Annotated in this window: 16 protein-coding genes and 1 pseudogene; 15 read left to right on the top strand and 2 right to left on the bottom strand. The window is 39.0% G+C overall.

What is annotated here, in order from left to right; all coding sequences use genetic code 11:
- The first annotated feature begins 76 nt into the window (after positions 1 to 76).
- From FQ204_RS04515 to FQ204_RS04480, 8 genes and pseudogenes are all read left to right on the top strand, one after another.
- Complete coding sequence (locus FQ204_RS04515) at positions 77 to 763, top strand: B3/4 domain-containing protein (protein WP_144209157.1); 687 nt, start codon at positions 77 to 79, stop codon at positions 761 to 763.
- Between the two features lie 159 nt (positions 764 to 922).
- Complete coding sequence (locus FQ204_RS04510) at positions 923 to 2,899, top strand: peptide ABC transporter substrate-binding protein (protein WP_003070579.1); 1,977 nt, start codon at positions 923 to 925, stop codon at positions 2,897 to 2,899.
- 195 nt (positions 2,900 to 3,094) lie between these two features.
- A pseudogene (locus FQ204_RS04505) lies at positions 3,095 to 5,074 on the top strand (peptide ABC transporter substrate-binding protein).
- Positions 5,075 to 5,440: 366 nt separating this feature from the next.
- Positions 5,441 to 6,937 carry an ABC transporter permease gene (locus FQ204_RS04500; protein WP_144209154.1) on the top strand — a complete coding sequence of 499 codons (1,497 nt, stop codon included), beginning with the start codon at positions 5,441 to 5,443 and terminating at the stop codon, positions 6,935 to 6,937.
- On the top strand, positions 6,937 to 7,863 hold the full coding sequence (gene oppC, locus FQ204_RS04495) for an oligopeptide ABC transporter permease OppC (RefSeq protein ID WP_144209151.1): 927 nt from the start codon (positions 6,937 to 6,939) through the stop codon (positions 7,861 to 7,863). Before FQ204_RS04500 ends, oppC begins: the two co-directional genes overlap by 1 nt.
- A gap of 8 nt (positions 7,864 to 7,871) precedes the next feature.
- Positions 7,872 to 8,939 (top strand): ABC transporter ATP-binding protein, encoded by a 1,068-nt coding sequence (locus tag FQ204_RS04490; protein WP_144209148.1) that lies wholly within the window; start codon positions 7,872 to 7,874, stop codon positions 8,937 to 8,939.
- Positions 8,940 to 8,949: 10 nt separating this feature from the next.
- Positions 8,950 to 9,873, top strand: coding sequence for an ATP-binding cassette domain-containing protein (locus FQ204_RS04485; protein ID WP_144209146.1), 924 nt, complete (start codon positions 8,950 to 8,952; stop codon positions 9,871 to 9,873).
- A gap of 119 nt (positions 9,874 to 9,992) precedes the next feature.
- Positions 9,993 to 10,817, top strand: a complete 825-nt coding sequence (locus FQ204_RS04480) for a Cof-type HAD-IIB family hydrolase (protein ID WP_144209143.1) — start codon at positions 9,993 to 9,995, stop codon at positions 10,815 to 10,817.
- Positions 10,818 to 10,887: 70 nt separating this feature from the next.
- Here FQ204_RS04480 and FQ204_RS04475 read toward each other — a convergent pair whose 3' ends face one another.
- The gene (locus FQ204_RS04475) at positions 10,888 to 11,853 is read right to left on the bottom strand and encodes a LacI family DNA-binding transcriptional regulator (protein ID WP_144209139.1); all 966 of its coding nucleotides are present in this window, start codon (positions 11,851 to 11,853) and stop codon (positions 10,888 to 10,890) included.
- Positions 11,834 to 13,288 carry a sucrose-6-phosphate hydrolase gene (locus FQ204_RS04470; RefSeq protein ID WP_144209136.1) on the bottom strand — a complete coding sequence of 485 codons (1,455 nt, stop codon included), beginning with the start codon at positions 13,286 to 13,288 and terminating at the stop codon, positions 11,834 to 11,836. The genes FQ204_RS04475 and FQ204_RS04470 overlap by 20 nt, the downstream gene beginning before the upstream one ends.
- Before the next feature lie 181 nt (positions 13,289 to 13,469).
- Between FQ204_RS04470 and FQ204_RS04465 the strand changes: the two genes are divergently transcribed.
- The 7 genes from FQ204_RS04465 to FQ204_RS04430 all read left to right on the top strand — a co-directional run bounded on the left by FQ204_RS04465 (position 13,470) and on the right by FQ204_RS04430 (position 22,906).
- Positions 13,470 to 15,368 (top strand): sucrose-specific PTS transporter subunit IIBC, encoded by a 1,899-nt coding sequence (locus tag FQ204_RS04465; RefSeq protein WP_144209133.1) that lies wholly within the window; start codon positions 13,470 to 13,472, stop codon positions 15,366 to 15,368.
- 440 nt (positions 15,369 to 15,808) lie between these two features.
- A complete protein-coding gene (gene scrK / locus FQ204_RS04455; RefSeq protein ID WP_144209127.1) occupies positions 15,809 to 16,708 on the top strand; it encodes a fructokinase ScrK in 900 nt (299 codons plus the stop codon).
- Between the two features lie 67 nt (positions 16,709 to 16,775).
- On the top strand, positions 16,776 to 17,186 hold the full coding sequence (locus FQ204_RS04450; RefSeq protein WP_144209124.1) for a peptide deformylase: 411 nt from the start codon (positions 16,776 to 16,778) through the stop codon (positions 17,184 to 17,186).
- A gap of 274 nt (positions 17,187 to 17,460) precedes the next feature.
- The gene (locus tag FQ204_RS04445) at positions 17,461 to 18,765 is read left to right on the top strand and encodes an NADH-dependent oxidoreductase (protein ID WP_144209121.1); all 1,305 of its coding nucleotides are present in this window, start codon (positions 17,461 to 17,463) and stop codon (positions 18,763 to 18,765) included.
- Positions 18,766 to 18,938: 173 nt separating this feature from the next.
- Positions 18,939 to 19,397, top strand: a complete 459-nt coding sequence (locus FQ204_RS04440) for a MarR family winged helix-turn-helix transcriptional regulator (RefSeq protein WP_144209118.1) — start codon at positions 18,939 to 18,941, stop codon at positions 19,395 to 19,397.
- Complete coding sequence (locus FQ204_RS04435; protein ID WP_144209115.1) at positions 19,390 to 21,156, top strand: ABC transporter ATP-binding protein; 1,767 nt, start codon at positions 19,390 to 19,392, stop codon at positions 21,154 to 21,156. The genes FQ204_RS04440 and FQ204_RS04435 overlap by 8 nt, the downstream gene beginning before the upstream one ends.
- Positions 21,146 to 22,906, top strand: coding sequence for an ABC transporter ATP-binding protein (locus FQ204_RS04430; protein ID WP_144209111.1), 1,761 nt, complete (start codon positions 21,146 to 21,148; stop codon positions 22,904 to 22,906). Before FQ204_RS04435 ends, FQ204_RS04430 begins: the two co-directional genes overlap by 11 nt.
- Positions 22,907 to 22,965: the final 59 nt, after the last annotated feature.

Genomic DNA, 22,965 nt, shown 5'->3' with positions numbered 1-22,965 from the left:
GCAATAAAATAAGACTTTTTGCAAAGGATTTAATAGTTAATCAACTCACTAAATTATTATTTGGAGGTAGATCATAATGAAATTTATACTTGATGAAAGTCTCGTAGCGCTTGGAATTAAAAATGTGGTAATTGGCATTGCCAAAAATGTAGACCCACATGCACCTTTACCTGCTTCATTTTTGAAAAAGCAAAAAGAGATGGAAAAGTGGGCATTGAATTGCGATATCGATGAGGTGTCTGATACTCCAGTCATTCAAGGCTACAAGGATTTGTTGCAAAGTGTCGGACGTAGTGTCAAGAAGAATCCTCCTACCGTTTTGGCGCTTATTCGGAATATTCGACATCGAGGATCCATCCCGAATATTAATAGTATTATTGATATTTATAATGTTGAATCTTTACATTCTTTATTAGCCATCGGTGGGCATGATTTGGATAAAATAGCGGGGCAAATTGAATTTACGGTTAGTCAAAAAGAAGATGTTTTTCTACCGATTTTATCTACGGAAAAACACGTTTCACAGACTGATTATGTTTATCGTGATCAAAAAGGAATTTTAGCATGGCTAGATGTTCGTGACGGAGAAAACTATAAATTTGATGACGAGACAAAGAATGCTATTTTTATCATTCAAGGAAATGCTCATACATCTGTTGAAATGCGTTTAGAAGCACTGAAGCGCATTGAGAACGATTTAGCAGAATGTATGCCGAATCTGGAGTTTGAAACGTATGTCATTTGTTCAGAGAAAAAGACATAAAAACAGTGTATTCACTGATAAGATACGAGAAGTAAATCTGTTTTTTTGAAGGCATTTGGAGCACAATAACATTTTTTAGTAAAAGATTTGTTTGAAAATTCTTTACTTTTTAGTAAGATATAGTATAATTAGAATATATCATAGTTTTCGGAGGTACCTATGAAAAAAAGTAAAATTATTGCAGTAGCAGGGGTAGCCCTACTAACTGCTGGTTTTTTAACAGCTTGCTCGGGTTCGAAATCAAACTCGGCTGAAACAAAATTTGGTTATGTGTATTCTGGTGATCCAGAAACTTTGGATTATGTAACATCAGGAAAAGCAACCACTAGCGATCTTGTGACAAATGGAGTTGACGGATTGTTAGAAAATGACAAATATGGAAATCTTGTACCATCAATGGCTAAGTCATGGACTGTATCAAAAGATGGTTTAACCTATACTTATAAACTTCGTAAGGGTGCCAAATGGTACACATCAGAAGGTGAAGAATATGCTGAAGTCAAGGCGCAAGATTTTGTAACTGGACTGAAACATGCTGCCGATAAAAAATCTGAGGCTCTTTATTTGGTTCAAAACTCAATTAAAGGTTTAGATGCTTACGTGAATGGTCAAACAAAAGACTTTTCAACGGTAGGTGTGAAAGCAGTTGATGATTATACTGTTCAGTATACATTGAACAAGCCAGAACCATATTGGAATTCTAAGACAACCTCTGCCATTATGTGGCCAATCAATGCAGAATTTTTGAAATCTAAAGGAAATAAATTTGGCCAATCAACAGACCCTAACTCAATCCTTTATAATGGACCATTCTTGATGAAAGCTATCACAGCAAAATCTGCAGTAGAATATGTTAAAAACAAACATTATTGGGATAAAGATAAAGTAAAAGTTGATAGCATTAAACTTGCTTACTATGATGGTCAAGACCAAGACTCATTGGCTCGTAATTTCAAAGATGGGGCATACTCATACGCACGCCTCTTCCCAACAAGTTCAAACTTTGCAACTTTTGAAAAACAATTCAAGGACAATATCTATACAGCAGAAGCAGGCTCTGGAACGGCTGCTTTAGCCCTTAATATTGACCGTCAATCTTACAACCATACGGCTAAGAAAACAGATGAAGAAAAAAATTCAACGAAAAAGGCATTGTTGAACAAAGACTTCCGTCAAGCTTTGAACTTTGCACTTGACCGCGAATCTTATGCAGCACAAGTAAATGGTAAAGATGGTGCTGCCACAGCAATCCGTAATATGTTTGTACCATCTAATTTTGTTCAAGTTGGTGAAAAATCATTTAGTGATGTTGTAGAAGAAAAATTAGCAAGCTATGGCGATGACTGGAAGGGTGTCAAACTAGCTGATTCACAAAATGGCTTGTACAATCCAACAAAAGCAAAAGCAAAATTTGCAAAAGCAAAAGAAGCTTTGCAAGCTCAAGGTGTGAAATTCCCAATCCACTTAGACGTTCCTGTTGTAGAAACTTCTAAGAACTACGTTGCTCGGATGCAGTCTTTAAAACAATCTGTTGAAAAAGTACTCGGCAAAGAAAATGTTGTCATGGACTTGAATATGATGTCAGAAGACGACTTTAATAACGTCACTTACTATGCTCCAAATGCAGCTGGAGAAGACTGGGATATTTCAGGTGCTGTTGGTTGGAGTCCTGATTATCAAGATCCATCTACTTATCTTGATATTTTGAAATCAACGGCTTCTGACAATACGAAGACTTGGTTTGGTTTTGACTCTGGTAGTGAAAATGCCGGTGCTAAAGCAGTTGGCTTGGACGAATATAATAAATTAGTCGATGAAGCAGGTGCAGAAACAACAGACATTGCAAAACGTTATGAAAAATATGCAGCAGCACAAGCTTGGTTAACAGACAGTTCGCTTGTCTTGCCAACAATGGCTTCAACAGGTGCCGGAACTTTTGTGTCACGCATTCAACCGTTCTCAGGTGCATTTGCGCAAACAGGTAGTAAAGGTAGCTCAACCTACTATAAATACATTAAAGTTGGTAAAGATGCTGTCACGAAGAAAGACTATGAAGCAGCTAAGAAGAAATGGCAAAAAGAAAAAGCCGAGTCTAATAAAAAAGCTCAAGATGAATTAGCTGATCATGTAAAATAATACAATGATAAAAGTAGGTAAAACTCACTAAAAGGTGAGGAAAACCTGCTTTTTTAATTTCTAAAGGTTAATAGATTAATATAAACCTTATTAAATCAGCTTCCAAAATATGTCATAAAATTTAGAAAATTCTATCTACTTTTTACTGTTTGTGTGCTAGAATGTATAAAAATAATGAATTTGGGAGGAATATTCATGAAGAAAAGTAAAATCATTGCTTTAGCGGCTGTTAGCCTACTTGCAGCAGGAGCCTTAACGGCTTGTTCTGGCTCTAAAACAAGTTCTAGCAACAAAACATTTTCATATGTTTATGAGCAAGATCCAGATAATTTGAACTATTTGACAACTGGGAAAGCTGCTACTGCAAATCTCACCAGTAACGTCATTGATGGACTATTGGAAAATGACCGTTACGGGAACTTAATCCCTTCTGTGGCAAAGGATTATACCGTCTCTAAGGATGGCTTGACCTACACTTATACACTCCGTAAGGGTGTGAAATGGTACACATCAGAAGGTGAAGAGTATGCAGAAGTTAAGGCGCAAGACTTTGTGACGGGCTTAAAATATGCTGCAGACAACAAATCTGATGCTATTTACTTGGTGCAAGATTCAATCAAAGGCTTGGATGCTTACATGAAGGGTGAAAATAAAGATTTCTCTTCTGTTGGTATCAAAGCAGTTGATGACTACACAGTTCAATACACTCTTAATCGACCAGAAAGCTTTTGGAACTCAAAAACAACAATGGGCGTTTTAGCACCAGTTAATGCAGAATTTTTGAAATCAAAAGGCAATAAATTTGCACAAGCAACAGATCCATCTAGTCTTCTTTATAATGGACCATACTTGCTGAAGTCTATCACTGCAAAATCATCTGTTGAATTTGCTAAAAATCCAAACTACTGGGATAAGAAAAATGTGCACATTGATAACATCAAGTTGTCTTACTATGATGGTCAAGACCAAGACAAACTTGCTAAAGGATTTAGTGATGGTTCATTTACCAATGCAAAAGTATTTCCAACTAGCCCAAGTTATGCTTCTGTCAGCAAAAAATACAAAGACAACATCGTTTATACCCCATAAGATGCAACGACTTACTTAGTGTCTACAAACATTGACCGTCAATCTTACAATCACACTTCAAAGACAACGGATGCTCAAAAGACTTCTACTAAGAAAGCATTGCTGAACAAAGACTTCCGTCAAGCCATTACATTTGCATTTGACCGCACAGCTTATGCGTCACAAGTAAATGGTAAAGACGGTGCAACGAAGATGCTTCGTAATCTCTTTGTACCACCAACCTTTGTTCAAACAGATGACAAGAGCTTTGGAGATTTGGTCAAAGAAAAATTAGTTGGCTACGATGAAAGTTGGAAAGATATCAACTTAAATGATGCGCAAGACGGGCTTTACAACCCAACTAAAGCCAAAGAAAAATTAGCTAAAGCTAAAGCAGCGCTTCAAGCAGACGGCGTTCAATTCCCAATCCACATTGATATGCCAGTTGACCAAACAGCAACTAATAAAGTTCAACGTGTACAATCATTGAAGCAATCTATTGAACAAAATCTTGGGAAAGAAAATGTTGTGATTGATATTCAACAAATGTCTAAAGACGACGTGAATAATATCACTTACTTTGCTGAGTCTGCAGCGGCAGAAGATTGGGACCTTTCTGATAATGTTGGTTGGAGTCCAGACTTCCAAGACCCATCTACCTACCTTGATGTTATCAAACCTTCAAGTGGTGAAAATACTAAGACTTATCTAGGTTTTGATGCAGGCACGAATAACGCTGCCGCAGCACAAGTTGGTATGGACGAATATGAAAAATTATTGAATGAAGCTGAAAAAGAAACCAATAATACGAATGCACGCTATGAAAAATATGCAGCAGCCCAAGCTTGGTTGACAGATAATGCGTTAGTCATTCCAACAACAACATTAACGGGTCGTCCAATTCTTTCTCGCACAGTACCATTTACCAATCCGTTTGCTTGGTCAGGAAACAAAGGAAATAGTGAAACAATTCTATACAAATATCTTGAAATCCAAGATGAGCCTATTACACAAGACCAATACAAGAAAGCTATGGATGATTGGAATAAAAAGCGTGCAGAATCTAACCAAAAGGCTCAAGAAGAACTTGCAGATCATGTTAAATAATTAGAAAAAATTTAACAGAAAAACAAAAAAAGTTCATTTATGATAAAAATATTCTGACAATTGATTTTACAATTGACCAGAATTGTGATATAATTTTAAACAATCAGTTTAAAAATTGAAGGTATTCTAAAATTGAAAATAGATATTTGTCGTGACGCGTGGCATTTCTCTAGCTCTTCCTTCGGTCTTGACTGACAGGTTATGTTTAATAACTTAACCATAGTTATTAAAGTGGAATATCTGATGTGACTCATGCTGAATCATTAAAATACAAAAAGAATTAGCAGATCATGTAAAATAAACTTCTCATCAGAACTTTCTCTAAAAGGAGGGAAAGTTCTTTTGGGATTTTAAAGGAAACGGTAAATGAAGAAATATATTTTTATGCGTATCTTACGCTCTTTAGTATCTATTTTCATGGTAACAACATTGACCTACACCATTATCTATACCATGGTGCCTAGGAAGTTGATTTTCAAACAGGATCCGAACTATAATAAAATAGCTACGACTCCTGATAAAAAAGCCAATTATGAAAATACGATTTTTGAGCGTATGGGTTATATTGACTACTATGATACGAAGGAATTGCAAGAAAAAGCTAGCAAAGAAAATTCCTCTGTAACAGTAGAACCTACTAATGCAAATAAAAAAATCTATGAAGCTTACATCAAAAAGCTGGGCCGCGGTTGGAAATTGCAGCAGTTCAAAGAAAGCAAGCAATTTTATGCAACTCGTGAAGTTCCGGTCTATGAGCGTGTTCTTGGCTTCTATGGTAATTTGATTCAAATTGACCACACAGGTGCTGTGAAAGATGCTTCTAATCCGAATTTGAAGCGTTACATCCGCATTGAGAATGATCCTGCTATTGGTTGGTCTGTTGTTGGATCTGGAACGAGACATAAATATTTACTATATTTCAATAGTCAATTTCCATTTGTCCACCAAAATTTTGTAAGATTAAATCTTGGAACTTCTTATCCAACCTATGCAAATCTTCCAGTTTTACAAGTTATTTCACAAGGACAAGGTCAAACCAAGACTTCAGAAGTTCAATTCCCAACAGGAAAGAAAACATCATCTGTCAATATTTATACGCGTACCTATAAATCTCCAAGGCAAGCCGATGCACGAGATGTTGCCAATTACGGAAAAGATGATCCTTATACGGCAACAGAAAGTAACTACCAATATCCATCAATGATTGTAAGTTCTGCAATTGTTGGTTTGATTGGTCTGGCTTTATCTTACTTAATTGCTGTTCCACTCGGCTCTTATATGGCTCGCTTTAAGAATACATTGTTTGACAGTATTTCAACTGGAGCCTTGACTTTCTTAATGTCACTACCAACCATTGCCTTGGTTTATATCATTCGCTTGATTGGTTCAGCAATCGGCTTGCCTGATTCATTCCCTATTTTAGGGGCAGGAGATTGGCGCTCTTATGTGCTGCCAGCAGTCATTCTTGGACTTTTGAGTGCGCCTTGGACAGCCGTTTGGATTCGTCGCTATATGATTGATTTGCAATCACAAGACTTTGTTCGTTTTGCACGAGCAAAAGGTCTTTCTGAAAAAGAAATTTCTAATAAACATATTTTCAAAAATGCCATGGTACCACTTGTATCTAGTATCCCAAACTCAGTTATTGGGGTTATTACAGGTGCGACCTTGACTGAAACAGTCTTCGCTTTCCCAGGTATGGGTAAAATGTTGATTGACTCTGTTAAAGCTTCAAACAATTCTATGGTCGTTGGTCTGGTCTTTATCTTTACTTGCCTTTCTATCTTCGCTCTTCTATTGGGTGATATTCTGATGACAGTGCTTGACCCACGTATTAAATTAACATCAAAAGGAGGTAAATAATGGCTACAATTGATAAGACTAAGTTCCAATTTGTCAAACGTGATGATTTTGCCTCTGAAACAATTGATGCTCCAGCATATTCTTACTGGAAATCGGTTATGCGCCAATTCTTGAAAAAGAAATCAACAGTTGTTATGTTGGGAATTCTGGTCGCCATTATTTTGATGAGTTTCATTTATCCAATTTTCTCAGATTTCGACTTTAACGATGTCAGCAAGGTTAATGACTTTAGTGCACGTTATATTAAGCCGAATGCTCAATATTGGTTTGGTACAGATAGCAACGGGAAATCCCTTTTTGACGGAGTGTGGTTTGGGGCACGTAACTCTATTCTCATTTCTGTTATTGCAACCTTGATTAACCTTGTGATTGGTATTGTAGTTGGCGGTATCTGGGGAATTTCAAAAACCGTTGACCGTGTCATGATGGAAGTCTATAATATTATTTCAAACATTCCGTCTCTTTTGATTGTCATTGTCTTGACTTACTCAATCGGTGCTGGTTTTTGGAACTTGATTTTTGCCATGACTATCACAGGTTGGGTGGGGATTGCTTATACAATTCGTATTCAAATCATGCGTTATCGTGACTTGGAATACAACCTTGCCAGTCGTACCTTAGGAACGCCAACACTGAAAATCATTGTGAAAAATATCATGCCACAATTGGTTTCTGTTATTGTGACAACGGCTTCACAATTACTTCCAAGTTTCATTTCTTATGAAGCCTTTCTATCGTTCTTTGGTTTGGGGCTTCCTGTCACAGTACCTAGTTTAGGACGGTTGATTTCGGATTATTCACAAAATGTGACGACAAATGCGTATCTTTTCTGGATTCCATTGACAACCTTGATTTTGGTTTCACTTTCATTATTCGTTGTCGGTCAAAACTTAGCGGACGCTAGTGATCCACGTACACATAGATAGGAGTAAATATGACACAAGAAAAAAATGTAATATTGACTGCTCGCGATATTGTCGTGGAATTTGACGTTCGTGATAAAGTCTTAACAGCCATTCGTGGTGTTTCGCTTGACCTCATCGAAGGTGAAGTTCTTGCTCTCGTTGGAGAGTCAGGATCTGGTAAGTCTGTTTTGACCAAAACTTTTACTGGAATGTTAGAAGAAAATGGTCGAGTGGCTCAAGGAACAATTGATTACCGCGGACAAGATTTGACAAAATTGAAGTCCAATAAAGATTGGGAGCCTATACGCGGTGTTAAAATTGCGACAATCTTCCAAGATCCGATGACAAGTTTAGACCCTATTAACACAATCGGTAGCCAAATTACAGAAGTGATTATCAAGCACCAAAAGAAAACGCCTAAAGAAGCGAAAGAAATGGCTGTTGACTATATGAATAAGGTCGGTATTCCTGATGCTGAAAAGCGCTTTTATGAATATCCCTTCCAATATTCAGGTGGGATGCGTCAACGGATTGTTATTGCTATTGCGCTTGCTTGTCGTCCTGATATTCTCATCTGTGATGAACCTACGACAGCGCTTGACGTTACGATTCAAGCACAAATCATTGATTTGTTGAAATCTTTGCAACAAGAATATGAATTCACAACTATTTTTATCACTCACGACCTTGGTGTGGTAGCAAGTATTGCCGATAAGGTTGCCGTTATGTATGCTGGAGAAATCGTAGAGTACGGAACAGTAGAGGAAGTCTTTTACGATCCACGTCATCCTTATACTTGGAGCTTGCTATCAAGTTTACCACAGTTGGCAGATGATAAAGGAGGGCTTTACTCTATTCCAGGGACACCGCCTTCGCTCTATTCGCACCTGCAAGGAGATGCTTTCGCTTTGCGTTCGGATTATGCCATGGAAATTGACTTTGAGGAAACACCGCCTCAAATCTATGTGTCAGATACTCATTGGGCAAAGACATGGTTGCTCCATGAAAATGCTCCAAAAGTGAATAAGCCTGCTGTTATTGATGATTTACACAAAAAAATTAGCTCAAAAATGGGCTTTGCTCATTTAGATGCTTAGGAGGAAGGAAATGCCTGAAAAATTAGTAGAAGTTAAAGATTTGGAAATTTCCTTCGGTGAGGGAAGCAAGAAATTTGTTGCTGTAAAAAATGCAAATTTCTTTATCAATAAAGGAGAAACGTTTTCACTTGTAGGAGAATCTGGTTCTGGAAAAACAACAATCGGTCGTGCGATTATTGGTTTGAACGATACCAGTAAGGGTGATATCTTCTTTGACGGAAAGAAAATCAATGGTAAGAAGTCCAAAGAAGAAGAGTCAGAAATCATTCGTAAAATTCAAATGATTTTCCAAGACCCTGCTGCCAGTTTGAATGAACGTGCGACAGTTGATTATATCATTTCAGAAGGCTTGTATAATTTCCACTTATTTAAAGATGAAGAAGAACGCAAGAAGAAAGTGAAAGATATTATTCATGAAGTTGGATTGTTGTCAGAGCATTTGACGCGCTACCCACATGAATTTTCTGGCGGTCAACGTCAGCGGATTGGGATTGCCCGTGCACTTGTTATGGAACCAGACTTTGTGATTGCAGATGAGCCAATTTCAGCATTGGATGTGTCTGTGCGTGCGCAAGTTTTAAATCTACTGAAAAAATTCCAAAAAGAATTGGGCTTGACCTATCTTTTCATTGCTCATGATTTATCAGTTGTACGCTTTATTTCAGACCGTATTGCGGTTATTTATAAGGGTGTGATTGTCGAAGTAGCTGAAACAGAAGAACTCTTTAACAATCCAATTCATCCTTATACTCAGTCTTTATTGTCAGCTGTCCCAATTCCGGATCCGATTTTAGAACGGAAGAAAGTGTTGAAAGTTTACGATGCTGATCAACATGATTATTCAGTAGATAAGCCAGAAATGGTTGAAATTCGTCCAGGACACTTTGTTTGGGCTAATAAAGCAGAAGTTGAAAACTATAAAAAAGAATTATAAAACTGTCTTCGACTTTGTTGACAGATTAAAATCACTTCAGATAGACTCTGAAGTGATTTTTTGCTTGTACTTTCTATTCGTTTCTGTGTTATACTAGACTTAAGAGAAAAGGAGTAATGATGTATCAATTGATAGCATTTGACATGGATGGAACGCTTTTGGCTAGTCAAAAGACGATTGCGAACAGCAGCATTGCAGCGATAGATAGAGCCCATGCGTCTGGTAAGCAAGTGGCGCTTTCGACAGGGCGTTCTCTGTCGGAATTAGGACTTTATGAGAAGGATTTGCAAGGAATTCGCTATGCTATTCTTGCAAGTGGTGCATTGATTTATGACTTGGAAGCCAAGCGAACTTTAGCAAAGCAAACATTGCCTGCCATAGTAGTAGATAAGGTGAGAGCTCTAGCAGAAGCTCAAGACATAATGGTGGTCGGTATGATTGATGGACAAGGCTATCTTCAGCGGTCTCATTTTGAGAATATTGCTAACTATTATATGGAAATTTATACTGAACTTTATGATAAAACAGCTGTTTTGGTGGATAATATCTACGATTTGTTAGCTAAGGAAAGAGACAATTTTGGCAAGATCAATATGTATCACTTAACAGCTGATGCTCGTGATCAGTCGTATGAAGTTTTGTTGCCTGAAAATATTACGATGATAAAAGCAGAAGTAAGTGGTCTTGAACTAACAGCGCAAGGTGTTGAAAAAGGACAAGGTTTAGCTCATTTAGCAAAGCAGTTGAACCTTTCTATGGAAGAAATCATCGCAGTTGGCGACGCAGATAATGATGAAAGCATGATCCGCGCAGCAGGTCTTGGCGTTGCTATGGGAAATGCTAATGAGAATATCAAAGGCTTGGCAGATATTATTGTAGCAGATAATGACCATGGCGGCTGTGCTCAGGCAATTGATGAGCTGCTTCTGGCAGATAAAATATAAGAACAACGAATAAACACTAAACCCCACTTAAGTATTGAGAAATCTTAAGTGGGGTTTAACCATCTCTGTATTAAATGCTTTTTCCTGAAGAAAGGTGCACGGGGAGGAAGTAGCCTGTTGTCACAACTTCTTCACCAGCAATTTTTCGGAGCAAGAGATCGACTAATAAGCAAGCAATATCAGTCAAGGGCTGCTGTATAGTGGCAAGTTGTGGATAATAATTCTCCACAAAATAAGTTCCGTCATAACCAATAACTTTTAGCTCTTCTGGAATCTTGATTTCTAACTCTTGAGCAACTTTTATGATTAAAATGGCTGTCAAATCATCTGAAGCGAAAATAGCATCGGGCTTTCTGTCTTTTAAGATATTTTTGATTTCCATTTCTTTGCGAATGGGCGAGAAGTCACTAGACATATTGATAATTGGTGCATCTGGTAAAACAGAGGCAAAGCCAGCATGGCAGAGACCTGTTGGTGAATTGGAATTATCATTTCCGGTAATCATAATGATATTTTTGGCACCAGACTTGACCAACGTTTCTGCAGCCAAGACACCACCAGCATAGTTGTCCGAGGATACAACAGGGATGGAAGGGGACAAGTTGCGGTCAAAAGAGATAATCGGAGCTGTTACACGGTCATAATCAGAAATTCCTAAATTGTGGCTACCTGAGATAATGCCGTCCACTTGATTGGCTTCTAGCATCTCCAGATACTCTTTTTCCTTGCTTGAATTGTGCTCGCTATTGCAAATAATTGTCTTGTAGCCTCTTTTAAATAACTCATGCTCTAATTTGTCAATGAGTTCAGCATAAAAGATATGACTGATATTTGGGAAAATCAATCCAATCAGTTTGGCAGATTTTCCTTGTAAGCTGCGAGCGAGATTATTTGGTTTGTAGCCTAATTCACGCATGGCTTCAGTTACTTTTGAGATTGTTTTTTCTGAGAGATAACCTTTTTTGTTAATCACGCGAGAAACAGTTGTTGGGCTAACTCCGGCAATTTTTGCAACATCAGTTAATTTTGCGACCATAGTCTAATTCATAGTAAGTTCCAGTTGGATTTCCCTCACTGATAAAAATACCGTTTTGATCAGTGTGTGGGAAAACACGACCTGAAAATACTTTTTCTCCTTTGTTAATAAAAATTTCAAAAACTGACTTGTCAATGAAGATAGTAGCGGTTGTAGCTTGGTTTTCAATCGTGCAGCTACGAACTGTACCAAATTCAAGAGCGTATTGCTCGCCAGCTTCACTACGGTCAACTGTTACTTGACCATTTTTGATGTCAAAACGAATGCGTAGACCTTTGTGATTTTGGTCTGCAAAGAGGACAAGTTCGGTTTGAGAATCTGCAGTAAATTCTAATTCTAATTCATAGCTGTTTTTGGTCTGTGCTTGGTTAGTGAATGCTTTACTTTCTCTTCGCAAGGTTTGGATTGCTTGAACAGGATATTGATACAGTTTTCCATCTTTAAGGGTTAATTCTTTGACCAGAGAGAACGTTCCTTGGTGGTCGAAACGGTCAGACGGGTAAGTAATATCAGGCAACCCCAACCAGCTGACAGCTAAGGCGCGTCCGTCAGGGGCATTGAAAGCCTGAGTGGCATAGCATTCAAAACCATAGTCTAAATTTTGCAGAGAACTAGGTTCAACCATTGCAGCTTTCTTTGTGTCAAACGATTGACCTATTTTATACATATTTGGATAAATATTGTCATAAGGGGCGATTTCTTTTGATAAGCCTTGAGGACAGTAGAGCAAAACAGGCTTGTCATCAATAAAGACAAGATTTGGACATTCCATCATATAGGCAGTATGGTCGTTTGCAAAGTCTAAATTACCGACCTCTTCCCAGCGTGTATAATCATTTTCTACTGCTTTGTAAAGCTTGATATAGCCTTTTTTGTCAAGATTTTTCCCCCCAACAATAGCATAGAATTGACCATGATAGTTAAAAATCTGAGGATCACGGAAATGATCTGTAGCGTCCTGAGGTTGTTCAATCAAGACTTTGTTTAGTTTTTGAATATGTCCGTCTTTGTCCAGCAAAGCACCGATTTGGTAAGGGTGGCGCACCCAATTCTCATCTCGAACATTTCCAGTATAAAATAGGAAAAGCTGATCATCAAACTGCATGGCAGAGCCAGAATAAGCACCGTGGCTGTCTAATGGTGTATCGGGTAGAACACGAACACCAGTTTCAGTAAAGTGTACGAGGTCATCACTTTCCAGTTGTACCCAAGATTTAAGCCCATGAGTTGCTCCAAAAGGGAAATTTTGATAGAAGACAATCCATTTTCCATCAAAATAGGAGAAACCATTTGGGTCATTCAGCAGTCCCGTATTAGGCTCTACGTGGTAGGTAGCACGCCAAGGCGACGTAGCGATTTTTTCTTTTATCTGTTGAATTTCGTTTTCAGTCCATTGCTCATAGCGTTTGTAACGTTGTTCAGTAGTCCAAGCCAATCTTTTGTCCTCCGAGATAGTTTTCTTACTTACTATAGTAAACGTTTTCTTTAAAAAAATCAACTTTTTAACAGAAAAAAATAAAATTTCTGCAAAACGCTTGACATATTTTAAAATCATAGTCGTAGGAGCGATTAAATCGCTTTCATAAATTTTAATTATTTTCAATAAGGAGATGCAAATGGAAAATAAGGACATTGCAAAAGCAGTCGTTGAAGCCATTGGTGGACGTGATAATGTAAGTAGTGTTGCTCACTGTGCAACTCGTCTGCGTGTCATGGTCAAAGACGAAGCTAAGATTGATAAAGATAAAGTTGAGAATCTTGAAAAGGTTCAGGGAGCTTTCTTTAACTCAGGTCAATACCAAATTATCTTTGGTACGGGCACGGTAAATAAAATTTATGATGAAGTGGTAGCACTTGGATTGCCAACTTCTTCAACTGGTGAGCAAAAAGCGGAAGCAGCTAAAAAAGGGAATTGGTTCCAACGTGCTGTTCGTACATTTGGTGACGTATTTGTACCAATCTTGCCAGCAATCGTAGCAACTGGTCTCTTCATGGGGATTCGTGGTGCGATTAACAATGATACGATTCTTGGATTATTTGGAACAACTTCAAAAGCCTTTGCTGCGTCAGACTTCTATACTTACACAGTTGTTTTGACAGATACAGCCTTTGCCTTCTTCCCAGCTTTGATTTCTTGGTCAGCTTTCCGTGTATTCGGTGGGAATCCAGTTATCGGTATTGTACTTGGTTTGATGTTGGTAAATACAGCTCTTCCAAATGCCTGGGCTGTTGCTTCTGGTGATGCAAAACCAATCATGTTCTTTGGCTTTATTCCGGTAGTTGGTTATCAAAACTCAGTTTTGCCAGCCTTCTTCATTGGATTACTTGGTGCGAAACTTGAAAAATGGTTGCATAAGAAAATTCCAGATGTGCTTGATTTGCTTGTCGTGCCATTCTTGACCTTCCTTGTGATGTCAGTTCTTGGGCTCTTTGTCATTGGTCCAATTTTCCACTCACTTGAAAATGTCATTCTTGCTGCAACAAAAGCTATTCTTGCCTTGCCGTTTGGCTTAGCTGGTCTTATCCTTGGTGGTGTTCACCAACTAATCGTGGTAACAGGTGTTCACCATATCTTCAACTTACTAGAAGCACAATTGATTGCAAATGAAGGGAAAGATGCCTTTAATGCAATCATCACAGCTGCTATGACTGCCCAAGCGGGTGCAACTCTTGCAGTTGGTGTAAAAACAAAATCTAAAAAATTAAAAGCTCTTGCCTTCCCAGCAGCTCTCTCTGCAGGTCTCGGAATCACTGAGCCAGCTATTTTCGGGGTGAACTTGCGTTATGGTAAACCATTTGTTCTTGGACTTGCTGCCGGTGCTATTGGTGGTTGGTTAGCTTCTATTCTTGGACTTGCTGGTACTGGATTTGGTATTACCATTATCCCAGGTACGCTTCTCTATCTGAATGGTCAAGTTCTTCAATATATCTTTATGGTACTTGTAACTACTGGTCTTGGATTTGGTTTAACTTATGCATTTGGTTATAAAGATGCTGAAGAAGAAACTACTGAAGCTAAAGAAGTAGTAGAAGCTAATGAAGCAGCTGCGCCAGTTCTTGCTGACGAAACAGTCCTTTCTCCAATCGTTGGTTCAATTGTTGATCTGAAAGATGTCAATGATCCAGTATTCGCTAGTGGTGCTATGGGACAAGGAATTGCAGTAAAACCTAGCGAAGGTGTTGTGTATGCTCCTGCTGATGCAGAAGTGACAATCGCATTTGCAACTGGTCACGCTTATGGCTTGAAAACGGCAAATGGTGCTGAAATCTTGATCCACGTTGGTATCGACACAGTTTCTATGAACGGTGACGGATTTGACCAAAAAGTTGTTCAAGGTACTAAAGTCAAAGCCGGTGATGTTCTTGGTACATTTGACGCTGCGAAAATTGCAGCCGCTGGTCTTGATGACACAACTATGGTGATTATCACCAACACAGCTGATTACGCTTCTGTCACTCCTGTTGCAGAGGGTACAGTAGCTAAAGGCGATGCTGTAATTGAGTTGAAAGCCTAATGTAAGAAATAAGAGGCTGGGCAAAAAGTGTCCAGCTTCTATCAGATTTAGTAATAAATGAATAAGGCAGCTTCAACAATTTAGTGAATTGTTGAAGGCGGGAAACCAGTCTTGCACAGCAAGCCGCTATGATTGCTCAAAGCACTGCTTTGAGGTGGCAGATAAAACTTGCGAAGCAAGTATCAAAGTTGTTCGCTGTTCAAGCTCGGAAGAGTTCCTTTGACGAAAACTTTGTTTTCTTCATCTGCAACCTTAAACAGCTTGATAGCTGTTTAAGCACCCTTGCGGGGTGGGACAGAACTAAAAATTTTCGATTTTTAGTTCTGTCCCACTCCCTTTTCTTTGAAAAAGAGAAGAAAAACTGAAATTTTTACTCAGAAGTCCTACGAAGATATGCTATAATGAATAGAGAAGAAAACAAAATAAAAAGAGGTTTTGAAATGACAAAATTGTATGGAAGCCTAGAAGCTGGCGGTACAAAATTTGTATGTGCGGTTGGAGATGAAAACTTTGAAGTAATTGAAAAAACACAATTTCCAACGACCACACCGATTGAAACATTGGATAAGACGATTGCTTTTTTCTCTCGTTTTGAGAATTTAGCGGGTCTTGCGGTTGGTTCATTTGGCCCGATTGACATTGATCCTAATTCAAAAACGTATGGTTTTATTACAACGACACCTAAACCGCATTGGGCAAATGTCGATATTGTCGGTGCTTTGCGGCGTGCTTTAAATGTGCCGATTTACTTTACGACAGATGTCAACAGCTCTGCTTATGGTGAAGTAGTGGCGCGAAATAATGCAGGCGGACGCATTGAAAATCTGGTTTACTATACGATTGGGACGGGGATTGGAGCCGGAGCTATTCAACGTGGTGAATTTGTTGGTGGGACGGGTCATCCAGAAATGGGGCATTATTATGTTGCAAAACACCCAATGGATGTGGAAAAAGAATTTAATGGAGTATGTCCATTCCATAATGGCTGTTTAGAGGGATTAGCTGCTGATCCTAGTTTAGAGGCTCGGACAGGCATTCGAGGTGAAAATATTGAACTAAACAGCTCTGTTTGGGATATTCAAGCCTATTACATTGCGCAAGCAGCAATTCAAGCAACGGTGACTTTCCGACCAGATGTGATTGTTTTTGGTGGAGGTGTTATGGCGCAACAGCACATGTTGGATCGCGTTCGTGAAAAGTTCACAGTTTTGTTGAATGGTTATTTGCCTGTTCCAGATGTGCGTGATTACATTGTGACGCCAGCCGTTGCAGGAAATGGGTCAGCAACACTTGGAAACTTTGTTTTAGCTAAAAAAGTCAGCGAAAAAGCCAAAGGGTAGGCAAACGGTTTAAGAGCAAGTAAGCGAATATTGAATAAGCTTGCTCTTTTTTGATATAAGGAAGAAAATGATTAAACCAATTGTAAAAGATATGTTGGTTTTGCAGCAGAAAGCACAACCAGCAAGCAAAGAAGATGTCGGAATTGGGCAAGATTTGTTCGATACCTTAAGAGCGAACCAAGATAAGTGTGTCGGAATGGCAGCCAATATGATTGGAGTGCAGAAGCAGGTCATTATTTTTATGTATGGTATGGTGCCTGTTATCATGTTCAATCCTATTTTGAAAAGGAAGTCATTTCCTTATCAAGCGGAAGAATCCTGTTTGTCACTTGTGGGGAGTCGCTCGACCACCCGTTATAAAGAAATTACAGTTGAATATTTGGACCAACATTGGCAAAAACAAACGCTGACTTTGAAAGATTTTCCCGCACAAATCTGCCAACATGAGCTGGATCATTTGGAAGGGATTCTGATATAGTAAAACGTTGTTGTAATGTATTGCTATGCCGGAGAAAAGCTCGACTAGCAGTGGAAAATACTGGAATTTTTTAAAGTTTTGTCAAATGAAGCCTGATTCACAATGTTGACAGCTATTAAAAAAGCGTCAGAAATATTTTGTTCTTGCTGAAAAAGTGGATTTGCTAGAAATGGAGGCTGAGAAATAAGCTTAGGTAGACGATTTATTGTGTACGACTACAGGCTTCGTAAAATAATATTGGAATCAAAAATTTAAATTTTAAGGAGGATTTGTCATGTCAAAGAGTCTTACAGATACGGTTCAATTCCGTCATGGTGCTCAGATTTCCAGTCGTTTGGTTATGCCGCCAATGCTGACCTTTAGTGGTTTGAAAGGTGGTTTTGTTTCTGACGATACCTTGCGCTATTATCATGCTCGTTCGCAGGCGGCAGGACTATTGATTGCCGAATACCATTATGTGAGTGAGTCAGGTGGACCTTGCTCTACTCCAGGTTATCCTGAACAACTGGGAATTTACTCTGATGAGCATCTAGAGGGGGCTGAAAAAATTGCGGCAGCCTTGCAGAAAAATGGCAACAAAGCCATTTTACAGATTCATCATGGTGGACGTGAAGCTTCTGGTCGTGCTGTTAAAGGTGAGGAAGTTTTGGCGCCTAGTGCTCTTGATTTTTCATTTTTGTCCTATCCAGTTCGTGAAATGACGAATACTGAGATTGAAGAAATTATCAAGGATTTTGGTCGTGCTGTTAAAGGTGAGGAAGTTTTGGCGCCTAGTGCTCTTGATTTTTCATTTTTGTCCTATCCAGTTCGTGAAATGACGAATACTGAGATTGAAGAAATTATCAAGGATTTTGGTCGTGCCACCAAGCGTGCTATTAAAGCTGGTTTTTCGGGAGTTGAAATTCATGGCGCAAATCATTATCTCTTGCAGCAATTTTTTTCAAGTTTCTCAAATGTGCGTGAGGATAAATGGGGCGGTTCTTTAGAAAAACGGATGGCTTTTCCTCTTGCAGTCGTAAAAGAAGTGAAACGAGTAGTGGAAAAATATGCACCGAAAGATTTTATTGTAGGCTATCGGATCAGTCCTGAAGAGATTCATGGAGATGAGGTCGGTTATACATACAGAGAAGCCCAAGCCTTGATTCGAGAAGTCATCAAATATGAGTTGGATTACATTCATCTGTCGCTCTGGGGAGGATATGCGTCAAAACCTGTCGGCTCTGACCAGACTTATGCTGAGCATTTTAAATCCATTCTGGATAATCAGACTAAGTTAATTATTGTTGGTGGTGTCTTTAGTGAGGAAGATGCGCAGGATGCGATTGCACAGACTCCGACTGATTTGATTGCGGTTGGTCGTGGAACTTTGATTGATCCATTGTTTGGACAAAAGATAAAAGAAGGTCGTGGCAATGAAATTGTACATCAAATTAGTCCAGAACAACTAGAACAAACTGCTTGGACATCAGGCTTGCGTGAAGTCTTTACTCGTGAGGATTCTTTAGGTTTGCCTGAGTTGCCAGGGCATGATAGTATCACAGAGCTTCATACTGGGAAATATGAGGATGCTGAAAAGTAAACTTGTTATATAGAAAAAATAGGAATAGCTGGCTGATTTTTTGGTCAGCTATTTTCTTTTTATAAAAATGGTTCTCATAGAAACTTTTTTCTTGACATTCGTTTGAATTATAGTAGAATAGTTCTCATGGAAACCAATTGGTTCTCTAGAGAACTATTTGAAAGGAAATCAAAATGGAAAAACCATTATTGGAATTCAAGCGCTTTGGGCGGAAGACGCATCTTATGATTCAAAAAATTGCCAAAGAGCGAGGAATTGAATTTATGGCGGGTCCGCAAGGGCAGGTATTGCATTTCGTGAACCATCGCGAAGATTGTGACAAGATGACCTTTATTAAAGATATTGAGCAGGAGTTGGGCATTACCAAGTCCGTTGCCAGTAATTTAATGAAGCGAATGGTAAAAAATGGTTTGATTTATCTGGAAGTGAGTGAGGTAGATAAACGCGCGAAGACCATTCGTTTGACACCAGAATCAAAGGAACGCATGAATAAAGTTCGGGATTTCTTTGATGAAATGGATCGCTGTCTTTTGGCAGACGTTTCAGAAGAAGAGTTGGTCACTTTTTTTCAGGTAATGGGAAAATTTTACCAGAATATTGAAAATTTAGAAAAAGGAGAGACAAATGTTTAAATTATTTAAACGTTTAACTGCTAAAGAAGTAGGGATGATTGTCATTAGTATCTTGTTTACTTGTTTAACAGTTTATTTGGAATTAGAGGTTCCAACTTATATTTCAAAAATTACAGAACTCCTACAGACGAGAGGGACAGTAGTTTCTGATTTGTGGGATCCAGGTTTGAAAATGATTGGGCTGTCTTTTGCGAGCTTTCTTAGTGCTGTGACAGTTGGCTTTATTGCGGCTAGATTGGCGGCTAGCTTTACAACGAGTTTGCGGTCAGATATTTTCAATCGTGTGCTGGATTATTCAGATGCTGAGATTAAGCGATTCTCTATTCCGAGTCTTTTGACGCGGACAACCAACGATCTTACGCAAATTCAGCTCATGATTACCATGGGCTTGCAAGTTGTGACTCGTGGGCCGATCATGGCGATTTGGGCGATTACGAAAATCATTGGGAAATCAGAATACTGGCTCTGGGCGGTTATTGTGGCGGTTATTGTGAATATTATCATGACAACAGTTCTGATGACGCTTGCCTTTCCAAAGCAATCCGTTATTCAACGGTTGACCGATAAGTTAAATAGTATTACGCGTGAAAGTCTAACAGGGATTCGTGTTGTTCGGGCTTACAATGCTGAAGACTATCAAGATGACAAGTTTGCAGGAGCCAATGATGAAGTGACTCGTTTGAATCTCTTTGTCAGTCGTCTCATGGCGATTTTAAATCCAATTATGATGGGGATTTCGAGCGGCTTGACTTTGGCGATTTATTGGATTGGGGCTTACTTGATTCAAGACGCAACTTTACCAGAACGTTTGCCAATTTTTAGTGATATGGTAGTCTTTATGTCTTATGCCATGCAAGTGGTGATGGGCTTCATGCTCATGGCGGCTCTTTTTATCATTCTACCTCGTACCTTGGTGTCTGCTGGACGGATCAATGAAGTGCTTGATTTGTATTCAACGATTGAGTCTCCAACGCAGCCAAAAACAGCGAAAGATGTCAAAGGTGAAGTAGTATTTGATGATGTCTCTTTCCGCTATGCTAAAAATTCTGAGGCTGTTATCGAACACGTCAGCTTTACAGCTAAAGCGGGTGAAACCGTAGCTTTCATTGGCTCAACCGGTTCTGGGAAATCAACTTTAATCAGCTTAATTCCGCGTTTTTATGATGTGACAGAAGGAAGAATTTTAGTAGATGGTGTAAACGTCAAAGATTATCAGCTAGAAGATTTGCATAATAAAGTTGGCTACATTCCACAAAAAGCTGTTCTCTTCTCTGGTGATATAAAGAGTAATTTAGACTTTGGACAAAGCAATGAAAGTCCATTGGATGATGAAAAAATGTGGGCTGCATTGGACTTGGCACAAGCAAAATCATTCGTTGAAGAAAAAGAAGACGGTTTGCAATCTGAAGTTGCACAAAGCGGTACGAATTTCTCTGGTGGGCAAAAGCAACGTTTGGCGATTGCGCGTGCACTTGCTCGCAAGCCTGAAATTTTGATTTTTGACGATTCGTTTTCGGCGCTTGACTATAAGACAGATCGCATTTTGCGGGAAGAATTAGCGAAAAAAGTGAAGGATACAACCAGATTGATTGTGGCGCAACGGATTTCAACGATTATGGACGCCGATCAGATTTTGGTACTGGATAAAGGAAAAGTTGTTGGTCAGGGTACTCATAAAGAATTGCTGGCAACAAACGACGTTTATCAAGAAATTGCTTACTCACAATTATCGAAGGAGGAATTGGAAAATGGAAAATAAAAAATCATCTTTATTTAGCCAAGTGAAACCTTATATCAAAGGCTTTCAGCTTCCATTGCTCATTGCATTTGTGGGAGCGGCACTATCTAGTATTATTACGGTTTATGGACCGGACAAATTAAAAGAAATTACCAACCTCATCACAGAAGGAATGCGAAGTCAGATTGATTTGCAGGCAATCTCTAATATTGCTCTGTTCTTAGCAATTTTATATGCAGCAGGCGCTTTATTAAATTATACTCAATCCTTTATCATCTCTTCGGTGATTCAGCATTTCTCCAAGCGCTTGCGGACAGCTATTGCTGAAAAAATCAATAAATTACCATTGCGGTATTTTGATAGTCATTCCCAAGGAGATACTCTTTCGCGGGTCACAAATGACGTGGATACTGTTGGACAATCTCTGAACCAAAGTTTGGGAACGGTGATTTCATCAAGTTTGCTTCTCGTTGCGGTTCTCTTTATGATGTTTTACAACAATGTCATCCTCTCCTTTGTGACGATTGGATCGGTCTTGATTGGTTTTGTCTTTGTCGCGTTGATTATGGGCAAATCACAACGATTTTTCCGAGCACAACAAGAAAATCTTGCTAGTGTCAATGGCTATGTAGAAGAAATGTACTCTGGTCACAATGTCATTGTCAGCTACAACGCTGCAGAGGAATCTAAAGAAACCTTTCAAACGCTCAATACCAATCTTTATAACAGCATGTGGAAATCACAATTCATTTCAGGGATTATGATGCCTTTGATGATGTTTGTAGGGAACTTCGGCTATGTCATGGTCGTTTTGGTTGGAGCGAGCATGGCCTTGAATGGTGATGTCACTATGGGAACGATTGTTGCTTTTATGGTGTATGTACGGACTTTCTCTCAACCATTGTCACAAATTGCGCAAGGGATTACCACTCTTCAACAAGCTAGCGCTGCTATGGGACGCGTATTTGAATTTTTAGCAGAGCCTGAAATGGAAAATGATGAGCACAAGGCGCAACAAATCACGACCTTAAAAGGCGATGTTGCCTTTGATAATGTGTTCTTTGGCTACAATCCAGATCGAACGATTATTCATGATTTCTCTGCCAATGCAAAAGCAGGGCAAAAGATTGCCATTGTCGGCCCGACCGGTGCTGGGAAGACGACGATTGTCAATTTGCTGATGAAATTCTATGAGATTGAGAAAGGGCGGATTACGATTGATGGTATTGATACCAAGCAAATGAAACGCTCTGAGGTACATGATGCCTTCTCCATGGTTCTTCAAGACACTTGGTTATTTGAGGGAACGATTAAGGAAAATTTGATTTACAATCAGAAAAACATTTCCGACGAAGCGGTTGTGGCGGCAGCCAAGGCTGTTGGGGTTCATCACTTTATCAAGACCTTGCCAAAAGGATATGATACGGTGTTGGACGATACTGTGAGCCTTTCTGTTGGGCAAAAGCAATTGCTGACCATTGCGCGTGCCCTTCTTAAAGATGCTCCATTACTTATCTTGGACGAAGCGACTTCATCTGTTGATACGCGGACAGAAGAGCTGATTCAAAAAGCGATGGATAAGCTAATGGAAGGACGGACTTCCTTTGTCATTGCTCACCGTTTGTCAACGATTCGTAATGCTGACTTGATTTTGGTTATGCGAGATGGTAATATCATTGAACAAGGCAATCATGAACAATTGATGGAACAAAACGGCTTCTATGCTGATCTTTACAATAGTCAATTCGATGAAGATGCAGAGTATGCGTAAGTTGAATTGCAATAGAAACTCTTTTTAGTCAAAACTCGACTAGAAAGAGTTTTTTGTTG

This window comes from Streptococcus constellatus (genome assembly GCF_902167705.1).
Taxonomy (GTDB): Bacteria; Bacillota; Bacilli; order Lactobacillales; family Streptococcaceae; genus Streptococcus; species Streptococcus constellatus_A.
This window is presented reverse-complemented; position numbering and strand designations above follow the sequence as displayed.